Source organism: Bradyrhizobium sp. WSM471, from assembly GCF_000244915.1.
GTDB lineage: Bacteria > Pseudomonadota > Alphaproteobacteria > Rhizobiales > Xanthobacteraceae > Bradyrhizobium.
This window is the reverse complement of sequence record NZ_CM001442.1, coordinates 2,250,058-2,262,752: the sequence shown is the minus strand read 5'-3', so window position 1 is coordinate 2,262,752 and position 12,695 is coordinate 2,250,058. Positions and strand designations below refer to the sequence as shown.

General features: G+C 56.1%; 11 protein-coding genes. 6 read left to right on the top strand and 5 right to left on the bottom strand.

The annotated features are described in order from the left end of the window. Nucleotides 1-517: 517 nt before the first annotated feature. On the bottom strand, nt 518-763 hold the full coding sequence (locus BRA471DRAFT_RS09860; RefSeq protein ID WP_007606727.1) for a hypothetical protein: 246 nt from the start codon (nt 761-763) through the stop codon (nt 518-520). 1,694 nt (nt 764-2,457) lie between these two features. Between BRA471DRAFT_RS09860 and BRA471DRAFT_RS09850 the strand changes: the two genes are divergently transcribed. The 5 genes from BRA471DRAFT_RS09850 (at nt 2,458) to BRA471DRAFT_RS38250 (ending at nt 6,934) form a co-directional block, all read left to right on the top strand. Continuing rightward, nucleotides 2,458-2,676, top strand: coding sequence for a hypothetical protein (locus BRA471DRAFT_RS09850; RefSeq protein ID WP_007606726.1), 219 nt, complete (start codon nt 2,458-2,460; stop codon nt 2,674-2,676). Nucleotides 2,677-5,040: 2,364 nt separating this feature from the next. Further along, on the top strand, nt 5,041-5,262 hold the full coding sequence (locus BRA471DRAFT_RS09840) for a hypothetical protein (protein ID WP_007606725.1): 222 nt from the start codon (nt 5,041-5,043) through the stop codon (nt 5,260-5,262). A gap of 19 nt (nt 5,263-5,281) precedes the next feature. Then, entirely contained in the window at nt 5,282-5,572 is a 291-nt protein-coding gene (locus BRA471DRAFT_RS09835) for a PilZ domain-containing protein (RefSeq protein WP_007606724.1), read from the top strand. A 3-nt stretch (nt 5,573-5,575) separates the two neighbouring features. Then, on the top strand, nt 5,576-5,818 hold the full coding sequence (locus BRA471DRAFT_RS09830) for a PilZ domain-containing protein (protein ID WP_007606723.1): 243 nt from the start codon (nt 5,576-5,578) through the stop codon (nt 5,816-5,818). A 963-nt stretch (nt 5,819-6,781) separates the two neighbouring features. After that, nucleotides 6,782-6,934 (top strand): hypothetical protein, encoded by a 153-nt coding sequence (locus tag BRA471DRAFT_RS38250; protein WP_157234054.1) that lies wholly within the window; start codon nt 6,782-6,784, stop codon nt 6,932-6,934. 567 nt (nt 6,935-7,501) lie between these two features. Here BRA471DRAFT_RS38250 and BRA471DRAFT_RS40305 read toward each other — a convergent pair. The 3 genes from BRA471DRAFT_RS40305 to BRA471DRAFT_RS09815 all read right to left on the bottom strand — a co-directional run bounded on the left by BRA471DRAFT_RS40305 (nt 7,502) and on the right by BRA471DRAFT_RS09815 (nt 10,929). Then, nucleotides 7,502-7,819: a transposase gene (locus tag BRA471DRAFT_RS40305; RefSeq protein WP_050992596.1), complete on the bottom strand. Its 318-nt coding sequence runs from the start codon at nt 7,817-7,819 to the stop codon at nt 7,502-7,504. Between the two features lie 159 nt (nt 7,820-7,978). Then, nucleotides 7,979-9,658, bottom strand: coding sequence for a Hint domain-containing protein (locus tag BRA471DRAFT_RS39650; RefSeq protein WP_007606719.1), 1,680 nt, complete (start codon nt 9,656-9,658; stop codon nt 7,979-7,981). 281 nt (nt 9,659-9,939) lie between these two features. Beyond that, complete coding sequence (locus BRA471DRAFT_RS09815; protein ID WP_231171079.1) at nt 9,940-10,929, bottom strand: Hint domain-containing protein; 990 nt, start codon at nt 10,927-10,929, stop codon at nt 9,940-9,942. 93 nt (nt 10,930-11,022) lie between these two features. Here BRA471DRAFT_RS09815 and BRA471DRAFT_RS35750 point away from each other — a divergent pair, with 93 nt between their 5' ends. Next, nucleotides 11,023-12,036 carry an AraC family transcriptional regulator gene (locus BRA471DRAFT_RS35750; RefSeq protein ID WP_007606715.1) on the top strand — a complete coding sequence of 338 codons (1,014 nt, stop codon included), beginning with the start codon at nt 11,023-11,025 and terminating at the stop codon, nt 12,034-12,036. A gap of 47 nt (nt 12,037-12,083) precedes the next feature. Here the strand turns inward: BRA471DRAFT_RS35750 and BRA471DRAFT_RS09805 are convergent, their stop codons facing one another. Continuing rightward, nucleotides 12,084-12,563, bottom strand: coding sequence for a hypothetical protein (locus BRA471DRAFT_RS09805; protein ID WP_007606713.1), 480 nt, complete (start codon nt 12,561-12,563; stop codon nt 12,084-12,086). Nucleotides 12,564-12,695 lie beyond the last annotated feature (132 nt).

Here is a 12,695-nt window from a genome sequence, read left to right as displayed (position 1 = left end):
GCACGGTGGCTCATTGACTCGTTCGTAACTTCAGTAAGAGCGATACACTCAACCATACATTTCCACTGTGGTGTCCTGCTGCGAGTAAACATCGACTTCGACGTTCTCAGGCACGAGGATTCACGATCCAATATATCCTATTAGTGGACTGGGAGAGCGCCTTGTCGTTGACGAATTGTCCGGAAAATGACATTTCGATGCCGGCACGCCCTGGTCCAGCGAAGTGCTCCACCTGCTGTGAGGGCTAAGCGTGCTGCTAAACGTAGCCTCCAAATCGAAGTGCCTAGCGATCGATCTTCTTCCTATCAGCTACCGGCTGCTTGCCGAGCGTTGTCCCGATATTTAATCCGAGCAAGGATTTGCAGCCCAAACAATCAGCTTTGCTGGGTTCCCCAGAAGCTTTAGCAGCATCTTGCAAACCTTGGATTGAACCTCGCCCGAGTTGAATTGCACGCAGGATCAAAAGCAGGCCCGTTCGGCATTGGCACCGGGTTAACGAAGATTGCCGTCGGCTCGCTCACGCAGCTCGCGCTGTCCTTGCGCGATGTTCAAGAGCGTTGATCGTCAAAATAAGGTTGTCGCGGCGGGATCGGAGGTTTAGCGCAAGCAAAGGATAGGTCGGCTGGCGCACGTCAAATACCCTAGCTTTTGCTTCTTCTTCGAGAATGTCGGAATTCATGAGATCGATGCGCCACCAAAGATCGGCGATAAGCGCGCTGAGCTGCACTTCTCCGGTGATGCCGGAATGGGACATGTCTTGCATCGTTTTCGCCTCAACCTGAGACAGCCTCAACATTGAGACTGACACTTGATGTTGACTGAGCAAGCGTGATGCCAGCGCGTACCCTTGGCAGGCAAGTTCCGGAATAATTCGCCGGGACGATACAAGCTTAGTTCGCGAATTCGCTTCGGTTTCGTTACGTTCGCAGGCAGCGAGGCCAGGCTCGCGCAACGGCACCGACGCGGCGTAGTTTCACAGGAAAAGGTGGGCCGCCAGCTTTCCAGCCAATATCCACTGGCGGCCCTCGCCAATCCTGAAAATTCTGGCCTCACGCGGTCAGACGACTGGCGCGTTCCAATCCTGTTAGGTGGCCGTGCCCCGTGCAAGCATCCGCTAAAATCAAGGTAACGCGGCAAGGTTACCGTCCACTCTCGCCAACGATGCCGAAGCCGCAATCAGCAAGAAGCCCGCGAGAGAGCGGGCTTCAATCTACCAGGGATTTTCTGGGGAGCCTTTCCCTGAGCCGGGACTGCCAATGGGAACTCCGTTTGGGGCGGTGCCCGCGCCTCTGAGGGTATTGTTGGACTGGGCGCCTGCTGTCCCGACCGCTGCTGGATTGGTCGTGGTTGCACCGGAGCGAGCGGCACCGGCGGTCAGAGGCGTGGTCACCCCTTGACCGGAAAAGGTCGGATTGTTGGAAGTTGCGACGGGTGCGCCTGACCGGCCGCCTGCAGGAGATAGGCTACCCGTGCCGGACGGCCCCGAGGATGATGCTCCCGAGCTGGAGGAGGCGCCTCCAGCTGCGGACGATCCGCCTCCGGCGCCCCCACCTCCACCTCCACCTCCACCTCCTCCAGCTTGAGCGAGAGCGGTTGAAGCCAGAGCAACGCACGCGACTGCTGCAACAAAGGATTGCCGTACCATGGGAACAATCTCCAGTGATTTGCCCGATAACGGTCGATCAATGGCGGGAGTTCCTTCAGTTCGTGCCTCGCCCGATGGCTTCTAGGGCCACTCCGGCCAGACGATGGCATTGAAGCGACATCCGCCGCGGTGAAGCTCACTATCTCCGCATACTGGGTGGCGGCAACGTCAACTGCGGGTTGGCCTGACTAAGTGAGCTGTCAGTATCAATCTCTCAGGCAGCGGCCGTAAGACAACTGAGCAAGCCGAGCGAGGCTGCAGCCTACTGTTCCGCCACCGATCTTTTCTAAGGCGTCTGCGAGGTGCTGATGCCTATCGGGGGTTAGGTGTTGCAAAAGCTCGAGTGAAACGGCGACCCCCGAGGATGAAGATCATGACACGCGCGAAGTGCTAAGTGCTAAGGATTGCTGGCGCAACGACAAGCACTGCTGAGACAAAACTCCAGGCACCGGGTAGCTTCCCGAACGCGCAGGCCAAGCGCAATGCAGGTGCGGGCGCCGCGCAAAATGGGCTGCCACTCGGCTCTCGAGCGGGAGGCACTTCGCTTCCGCTGTGCCTGTTTCCAGAGGCGAGGATTGGATGTCCAACGACGCGATGCCATTTCGTCCTCACCGGAGACTTGCATTCCGTGGATGAAAGCGCGTTGCACTATGAGTATGTCTGCAAGCGCGTTGAGCGCCGGGAGCAAGTCTGCCGCGCTATGAAAGCCTAGTTCGCCTCTGGCCAGTTCGCGCGGGAGCAGCATCAAGCTTGCTCATTGTGCCGAGCAGTTCGATATTCGGTTCTCGGCAAGGACTAAAGGAGAGTGAGAAATGAACAGTTTCCCACAGAGGGCCGTCGGGGTGACGCTGACCGGCGAGGAATGGACCACAATCCTGATGGTGATCACGCGCGGCCAGGACAGCCTCTCGCGCCACGGCTGCAGCGTCTACGGGCGGGCCGTTGAAAGGCTAGCTGCGCAGGTCTGCACTGCATCGGACCAACATGCCAGCGGCCTTACACCGGGCCTGCGTTTGGTGGGCGCCGAATGAAGAGACAACGGCTTGGAAGAGGTAATGCAATATCCGGCGCTCATTCCAACGCGAGTAGTGCCCTACTTTCTTCAAACACCAGCGGCACAGTCCTACGCTGGCTTGCCCTTGAGCCGCCGTCAATTCGGACTTGGGGCTGGCGCTGCCACTTGCTTGCGGATCCCGCCGGCCGCATTCATACGATTCAATGCTCTGTTCTTAATTAACCGAACTGAGCAATTTGGCCTCATTCCAGACCCAATTCGTAGCAAGTTGTTAACGTTGCCAATGCGGGGACTGGCAAATGCCAAAAACTATTGTACTCGGGATACTTGGCTCAGTTGCAATCTGTTCGATTGTTATTGGGGGCCGTAGGTCGGATGCACCCCCTCAGTCGGATGCGCTGCTTGCGTTTGTTGGACCTATTTCGACTGTAACCTCTAATAAATCTGATAGGTTGCCAACTCTTGTGGAGAGTGCTGTCGCGCTGCCCAAGCAAATAACGGAGGTAAGCTTCGTGGCGGTGCAGCAAGAGCCCCGACCGGCTTCCCCTATAATCTGGCCAAAACCATCGCCTGATTTCGTTCCTCGTCACTGGCATGATCCCTACGCTTCGCAGCCGGAAGCCAAAAAGCTTGCAAGCAGCGCAAAAAAATCCGCCAGGCGGCCCGCCGAAAAACGTCTCGCGAGCGTAGCAAAAGAATGTTCGACCGATGGGTTTGCGCCGCTCCTGAGAAAGCTCAGGTTGGCTGCCGATTGCGAGACCTAGAAGTATCCGTTCAAATGCAAGCGCTAAGCGGCTCCCTTGCTTCGCGATCGGGATAGCTCCGCGAAGATGCCTCCGGCTTGGACTGCCGATGAGCCACAGAATGCGAATGTCACGACGATCGCAGCCGGTGCTGTTCTGTCCAGGCCAGCGACCTCTTCCTTTCAGCTGAAGAGGTTGGGTCTGAGCGCAGGTGCCAGCCCACGCAGCAGCCTGCGTTTCGGGCTTATCGTGGTGCCGGGCCGGTGCTGGAGACCTTTAATCTGCTGAGATGGATCGTCGAACACGGGAGCCCCGCCAGCTCGCCGGCGAGTACAGCAATTCGGAGCGCGGGGAAGAGCGCCTTGTCATTGGCGAATTGTCCGGAAAATGACTCTTCGATGCCGATGCCGATGCCGACACAACCCGGTCCAGCGAAGTGCTCGTGGTCCCTGCGAACGCTGACCGTGCCGCTGATGTAGAATTTAAACCGAAGTGCCTAGCCATCAATCTTCCCCCCATCTAGTACCCCCTGCATGCCGAGGGTTGTACTGAGCGGATCCGATTCCAGCACGGATTTGCGGCCTAATCAAACTGCTTTGCCTAGTTTCCCAGAAGAAGCTACCACGGTGCTTCGCGGACAATAAAATGAACCTCGCCCAACAGTTTAACTGCACGATGAGCAAAGGGTAGCCCCCCATCAGTCCGCGGTTGGTCACGCGCACGAGCAGAAGGTGAGCCTGCTGATAGATGCTGTCGCCGCTCAGCCGGAGGCCGTTTTCCAACGCCACACCGGCCGAGCGATCGCCTCAGGCGCGAGGATTGACGACCCTATAACCTCGTAGAGAACGCGCGTGGATTCTCGGGGCGCCTCCTCCCGAGTTGGGATCGTATGCCATCCATACGTCGCCGCCAACATGCTGCTCTAGGACAAACACGTGACCATGCCGCGCGGCAACCATTCCCGGAGCCGGCGTTACGCGAGGAAATGGTAGCCAATTGGACGCGAGATTTAAGTCCGTGCGATGCGACCAAATACCTTGATGGATGCACCGCATCCGCAGAAAGCGTGAGGGCAGCCTGCCGGCCGGCTACCAACGACTTGTCCTCTGTCTACCGAGGCTTCAGCATACCACCTCCGAGCGCGCGCCGCCTGAAGCGCCTGCGATCGTCGTGAATTGCTGAATAGATTTGGTTGCGAGAACGAAAAGTCGCAGGGCACCGTGACGTTGCACTCAGGCGCTTTATTAAAACTTATGCGGCGCGCTTCTGTAGCGGTGGCCCCGATAATGACCAATACAAACGCGACAAAAACTGGGTCTTAACATATGTAGGACTCCTACGGAGTTGGTCCTGCCCCGGCGCCAGAAAGCCATTCGAGCTTGGCGAAAATTGGACTCTGGGGCGTAAGCTCGATGCATTAGTTTAAATTATTTGAATTATTATAATCGCCCCGTTGGGCGTCCTGCAGCGTGGCCAATGGTTGGCGCGCCAGCCCGGCAGCGCGATGGCGTGGAGCGCGCCTTACCGCATCAGCTCTTGACCAGCAGGTCACCAAACCCGTGAGGTAAGAGTTTTGCAGTAAATAACAGATAATTTCCGATTTTTATAAGCGAATGTTGCTTGGCAAGGAGATTGCGATGCCCTCGGAAATTGACTTGGAGTTGGCCAGTTTGACGCAGGAGATTGCCGCGCGCCATCGGGCGGTTGAAGACAAGCAGATCCTGATCCAAGCTCTCGAAAGGGACGGGCACGACGTTTCTGAACAAGAGGCCGCGCTACGCAGGGAGCGATCCGATATAGCGTTGCAGGTCACTCGACAGTTTCAACTGATCCAACAAGTGGCGGAACAGAGCGAATGAAGCGGCATTCGATATTAAGATGTCATCTTGCCCTGACAGGGAAAATCGTCAATCATCGTGGGTTGTGTTCTCGCGACCCATCGATGTTCACATCCTTGCTATCGACGGGACCTGGAGCCGGCCTTGTAAAATGACTGACGTTTCCCAGGCAGGTGCGAAGCTCCATATCGAAAGTCTCGACGGACTAGCCCTGAAGGAATTCTTCTTGGTGCTGCCAACCAGAGGAGTTGCCTATCGGCGCTGCGAGCTGGCATGGGTCAATGGCGAGGAGATTGGCATCTCCTTTCTACACGACCATCGAAAGATCTGATCAGTGGACGAGCGTCGAAAACACGACCGCGCGGAGATCGATGAGATCGCCTACATATTCGGCGATGGATCTAGTGTCCGGTGCCGCGTGCTCAACATCTCGGAAGAAGGAGCTGCGATTGAGCTGGCAGACCCGCGATCTACAAGACCGCAATTCAAGTTGATGATCCAGAACAACCGCGCCATCAAGAACTGTTGCTTGGTATGGTCGAGCGGCAGCCGTATCGGCGTGAAGTTCGTTGACTGAGCAGCGCAGACGTCCGCCAATCTTGCCCTCAGGCGCTCTGGTTGGGAGCCAGCCGGGAGTGACATCGCTCGCGTATCGGATTGGCGAGCGCGCTAGTCCGACGGTTGTTGCTAAGGCTGTTTCGTGCTTACGCAGCCGAACCTCAAGGGGGAAAGCCGTAGATCGGCAGGCCCGGTGCCTCTCACTTAATGTGAGCGCACCGGCCGCGAGGGTGACGGATATGTCGCTAGGACAGGCAAGCCATGATGGCGAGGACAACGTCGGATCCGAGATCGCCGGACCACAAAGAGAAGAAAACGCCTGCACCAAGCACGATTGCAAATTTGAGCGCCATCATTTGAAATCCCCTTCAATATAGAGAGGTAAACCCCGGTCGTTTCAGGACTGTTTCAAGCGAGGAGTTTATGGCTTCATTCACCCAACCGTTATCTGCTGATCCGGATCCAAATTGTTGCGCAATGGCAAAACAGAAAGCATGCGTCGGGCGTCAGTTGCGGCCGGGCGTTCTAATCACGCACAAAGACCACCATATTCACCAATTTAGTGGGCTAGGCGTTAGTTTCAGTATCGAGCGGACTGACGGTCAAGCAACCGCACCATTATGCCCGCACCCCACATCCATTATCTTGAAAGGAAGCTGACTGCTTCCGCCGAGGATGCTTTAGGAGGCTGCCAAGCAAGGCAACGATTTTGGAAGCGTGGTTTAAGTGCTGCCGAGTACCGCGCTGCGGTTTGGCGGGCTTTCTTCTGGCCGGGCGGCAGGCACGAACGGTTGGACCACAGCTTCGCCCCCTGGTGTGTATGCGCACTAAGCACCTTAGGAAGATAGCCTGGGGCCTCAGGCCTACCATGCCTCCCCTTTGGACAGATCTCCTGACCTGCTTCTCTCTGGGCTACTGACTGGAAACGAACCGACTCTGAGTGCATATTGCGCCGATGCAGGTGCCGTGCCCCAGATGCAAAGTGATCGTCGCCGTTGGCCACACGAGGTGGTTCTTCGACGGCGGCGAATGCCGAGAGCTTCGCGGGACTGTTGCCGGCGATGCGAAGGAATATGAAAAGTGCTCGGTTCTGATCGAAGCGGTGGCTAAGGCCGGAAAAAATGCGACGACCTAAAATGAGCGGCATAGCGTCCGACAAGCCCGCCTTGGGTTAGAGCGGACCCGCCCAACAAGTCTCGACCCAATCCGTCGCGCTGAGGAAGTTCGGCGGCTGGTTGAAGAGGAAATCGATCAGCAGCGCGCTATTGTTGAGGAGCTACGCCGCAAACTGAATTGAGGCCTGACGGTTTACGTTAGAGAGCTCTCACGACTAAGGCCGCAGCGGAGGGACCGCTGCGGCCCTGATCGTCGAAAAAATCCGGGTGAAAAAGATCTAAGTGAAATATCTACCAGCCCCGGTCGCAAGATCCTACCCGCCCGAATTAGTTAATTTCAAATTAAATCTGTTGCGCGGCGGAGGCAACCAGAGCTGTGCTTAACGTGCGTGAAACTGGTGAGGGAAGGCCCGCCGGGGCTGGGTAGTTGGCGGGCCTCCCCCCAAGCACAAGGCCGCGTATGTCCCCCACGGCCCCGTCCCAAAGCTTAGATTATTATAAAGACATTAAGGATGAATGGAGAGGAGCAGTTCACGGGCTCTGCATTCAGTCGTAAACAAACCGGAGCGATTGGTGTCCGCCTCTCGCTATCTGCAACTCCCGCCGGCCCCCAAGGTCGGCGGGTTTTTATTTCGATTGTAGCAGGGCGTGTCATCTGATCGGTCGTCAAGATCAATACGGCACCGGCCGAAGCGTAGCCGAGCGCCCCATGTAAAAGCGATGATCCCCGGCAGCTTTAGCCGCTTATCCTGAACAACGCGCCGCCAGATCAGGCTCATGAATGTCAATCGGCGCGCAACGCCGCACACCGTCTCGCCAGCCTGTAACGTCTCTTCAATCAGACGGACCTTCTCGTCGTAACTCCATCGGCGCCGACGTTCAGCGCCCAATACCTTCACCTGCATTCGCCACATGACCTTAAGGCTAGACTTAAAGTCACATCCTCAGAAAGACGCCCAAACTTCACAAGGCGGCCGCCCCCGGAGGGATACTCTGATCACCACAAAAGGTAAAAAAAAGGCGCCCGTAGGCGCCATTTTCTAAGCTGCTGAAGCCTTTTACCTTCAGGCTACGGCCGTCGCGTCGGCTCCGATAGCTTGCGCCCGTGCAGCCAGCGTGATCCGGGTGCGGACCGGAACCTGCCTCTGCGCTTTTGCTCGGGGATACGACAATTCGGTCATCGGCTTGCCCTCGGGGTAGAGCTCCTGATATTCGGCCCAGTTGTCGAAGTTCAAACGATCCACGTTGTCGACGAAAGTTTCCGCCGGTGTATTTTCGGCCAGGATCAAAGAATGATCATCAAGCTCGACGTGATAGTAGACGAATACTTCTGGGACATTAGTTTCGCGCAGAATAGACGTGCCGTTCACTAACGCTCCCGCTTGGACTAGTGCACCCTCGACCAAGAGGGCATGGTCTGGCGAAAGCAACAAGTCGCGAGAAGGCACGTTCTGCTCCAATGCACCTGCGAGCACCCGGATTGGCCAAACACGCATCTTATCAGCGAAGCGCGTGGAAACGGTCTGCACGCCGAGCCAGCTGACCGGCCTCACCTGGCCGTCACTCGTCAACACGAGATCGCCGCGCTTAAGCTCTTCAACGGCAACCCCGCCATTCGGCGTCTGGATCATCGTGCCCGCCATGAAACAGGCTGCATCGGTCGTGATGGTGTCGAGAGTGCCGCTCTCCCCGATAGAGAAGTGCGCGTTGCGATAATCTCCCTGCAGAACCACCGTGCCGACTGTCGTGGAGCCCTGCTTGATGATCAGCGTTGTTTGCCCGCCGCTAAAGCTCGTCGTATAGGTCTCTGTACCCGCGCTTGCGACCGTAAGCTTGATCTGATCGCCTGACTTGAAGCTGGTAACAACTCCATGAAAGTTGCTCGACTCGCCGCTCATGCTTGAAAGGTCGAGCGTGCCGGTAGCTGCATCGAAAGCAATCGTCGGCTTGATCGAGCCGGTGCCAACAGTATTGTCGAACTTAAGCGTACTGTTGGAGGCGATATGGAATGTCGAAGCGGTGCCTGTACTATCGACCGCGCCTTTGAACTCCAGCGTACCACCGCTCGCCGTGATCGTGCCCGATCCATTGACCGTGGTGCCAGTATCGATGACGCCGAAGCCTGTTAGTTTCGCACCAGATCCAATGGTGATTCCGGATGCGTCCTTGAGCGTGCCACCACTCAACTTGATGGTACCGCTTGTGATGCTTTCGGCCGCATTGATCGTCAAAGATCCGGAAGGGCCGATTTCCAAAGTTTGATCGGGGTCACCAATCGAAATAGCGGATGAAGCCGTTGCAGTGCCTTCGATCTTCAACGTCGAATTGGCTGACGTGCCGATCGTAAGGCCAATGCCACTATTGATTGTGCCAAAGACGTCGAGGGTACCGCCGCTCGCCGTAATCGTACCCGAGCCGGAGATCCCAGCACCGGCGGTAATTGTTCCGGCCCCCGTGATTACCGAGAATGAGTTCGATAGATTTATTGCACCGCTTGTCGTTAGGGTTTTTCCAGACTGAACCGTGAGCGTCGTGAAGTGGGTCGAGCCACCCTGGTCGTCGCCGGTAATAGTGAGCGATTTGATGGACACATTCACATTTAAATTGATCGATAGTGTGCTGTTGCCATTGCTTGAAACCAAGGTGACGTCATCGCTTGCCCCCGGAACTCCATTCGGGCTCCAGTTGTTCGCATCACCCCAATTGCTGGTAAAAGCCCCGCCGTCCCACGTCTTCGTTGCCATTTGCGCAATCCTTTAAATTTCCAAAAAAGCGAAGCTAAAAGCGTCCCCTGCATTGAATGGGGAGTTAACCGTTTGTTATCTAAACAAACCCGCGAGGAAAAGGCGTCGCGATTATCTTTGAGACGTTTTGAGCAGAATTCGAGATACTTTGGTTAACAGTGCGAGGAACCCACTACCTTTGGTAACAAAACGATACCATACAATCCCAAATTCTGGGCACTGCTATCAGAAAGGGGCAAAAAAAGAGGCGACTTAGAGCCGCCTCTTTTTGACCTGCCGCACTACGCAACAGATTGCGCGTCCTGCGGCATATCGGTTTGAGCTCTTGCAGCCAGCGCAATGCGAATGCTGACTGGTACCTGACGGTGCGATTTTGCGCGAGGGTACGGCAACTCGCTAACCGGCTTGCCGTTTGGATAGAGCGCTACATGCTCGGCCCAATTGTCGAAGCCAAGACGATCAACGTTGTCGATGAACGTCTCCGCTGGGGTATTTTCTGCAATGATCAACGAATGATCTTCCACCTCGACGTGATAGTAGACGAACGTCGATGGGACCGCGGTCTCTCGCGCGATCGAAGCGCCATTCACAAGCGCGCCAGCTTGGATGAGCGTGCCGTCCACCAACAGCGCGTGATCGGGAGAGACCAATAAGTCTCGGGACGGCACATTGTCGGCCAAAGCTCCTGCCCGAACGCGGATCGGCAGCGACCGCATTTTATCGGCAAAGACGGTCGATACCGTCTGAATGCCGACCCAATCGACTGGGACTGTGCGTCCATCATGAGTCAGCACGAGGTCGCCACGCTTGAGTGCTTCTACAGCAACATCACCCTGGGGCGTCCGGATCAGCGTACCGCTGTAGAAGCAGAATGTGACCTCGGCATTCGTGTCGACATTGGTCAGCCTGCCGTGTTGGCCGTTCAAATTGCCGGAATACGCGGTATCCGTCAGGAAGAAATAGTTACCGTGGTTGTCCTGGATAATGATGCCGTTATGGCCAGCCAGATCGGCAGTCGCGATGAAGGTATATTTGTTGCCGTTGCTCAACGAGCCGCTTGCAACGTCGCTGATTTTGACCTTGTCGCCGTGATCGAGCGGATCATTTCCGGACCGGTCTACCGCCTTCACCCCGACCGCGACCGGGTTGACTCCAGGTGACGAGGAATCAGCATCGACGAGCTTATATGTTCCGCCCGTCTTTACCAACTCGTACGCGAAATTAAATTCCTCACTCGTTTTTGTAACCATCGTGATAACCTCGAAATCCAATATTTACCACACCCCAAGGTTCTCATAACCGATTGCAAATCCCGTTGATATACGGAGAAACGAAATAACTGTAACTTGAGATATATTGAGCGAATGGATTTACGATCTTTCCACTGGTCATCAGAGCTTGGGGGAGACAGTGGTGGTGAGTGGCTGGCAGCCGTATCGCCGATATTCACGTCGCCAACGCCTTTCCCAAACCAGAAGAGTGCCATCGATGTCTGGGCCAGCAGCAGTTTCGTCATCACCCAAAGCTCCTGCGATTGCGCGAGCCTCGTCCACGACCCGTCAAAATTTGGCCGGTTCGAGCAAGTGGGAATCTGCGTAATTCTGAGCGGGACGATCGACGAGCGCGCGAGCGGCGCAACAGGTCGGCTCGGCGACATCTTGCTCTTGGACCTGCGCGAGCCAATAGAATTGGTCCGCGAAAGCGACGGGACGAATTCTTCCGAAATGACGTTGTGGCTGCCGCGGTCGCAACTGCTGGATCGGCTGAAGGGCCTTACAACTTTAAACGCGAGAGTGGTCAAGGCCGATCAACCGGGAACGGTCGTCGCAACCGCAGCGTTGCGAGCATTACTCACTCAGCTGGACGTCACAACGCCGTCCGTTTTGGACCAGTTGGCGCGCGGCATTGCCTCTCTGACAGCGGATGTGGTTGCCGCGGCTGCAGCTGGGGAGCCGAATGTGCATACGGCCCACGCACCACCGTTAGAAAGCTTCGTGACGCTGTCACAATTCATCGAGACCAATCTGGCTGCGCGGGACTTGGGCGTTGAGAAGCTCGCGCGTACGTTCGGGCTTTCGCGCGCCTCGCTCTACCGACTATTTGAACCGGTCGGCGGTGTCGCTTCCTATATACGAACGAGACGCCTTCACCGGGCATACCAAGAACTAATGGCTCCTGGCCTTCAGAACCGGCGCATTGGGCCCATAGCATACGGTGCCGGCTTCCGAAGCATCCCCGCCTTCAATCGTGCGTTTCGTGCTACGTTTGGACAGCCACCCCGCACCACGCGGAAGACACAGGTCGCATTTCCCAAGTCCCGAGCTCGAACCATCGAAGAGATGGGACCTCTCGCACGCTGGCTCTCGGAGATATCGTAAAGCGGCTTGCGCGTTGATGGGGCGCTCGATTGGCTCGTGCAAAATGGCTAGGGTCTCGTGCTACTGCATTTCATGACGTGAAGTTCGATACCGGCGGCAATCGAACGCGCGGGTGAGATATCAACCGTGCTCAACAACAGGTCCACAAAATCGAACGTGAAAAGCCTCACGATTCCACCGGTCTTGTCCTCCCTCCAAGCTACGATCTGATGCTTGTTGGTGAAATCACTTTTCATCTCCCAGACCGTCTTGCCGTACTCAGTTCGAAACGCTGGGCGATCTGGGTCCCTGATAATCTTAAGTATGGTTTTTCCGACGACCTGAAGTCTGTACCGCACTAACGGCTTCTCAAGAACATCGCTGTCAATTCCAACGTTCTTATTATCGTGCTCCGGAAATTGCGTCTTGCTCGCAAACGATTGATAGCAGTCGATCGTCATCTCCGGCAACGAATCCGCCGCCCGCTGTGCGCAAACAGACGAAGATGTAAGGATGGCAAAGCATGATAATATGATGAGCGCTTTCATTTAATTCTCCACACGTTGCTACCTTCTCGTCGCAGAGATGACCGTTGTCGGCGAAAAATCTAATCTGGCAATTTCCTGAGTTTACCAGATAGCTTTGGCGCGAGCCCTCAATGGTTTCAAGGTCGCAGCATC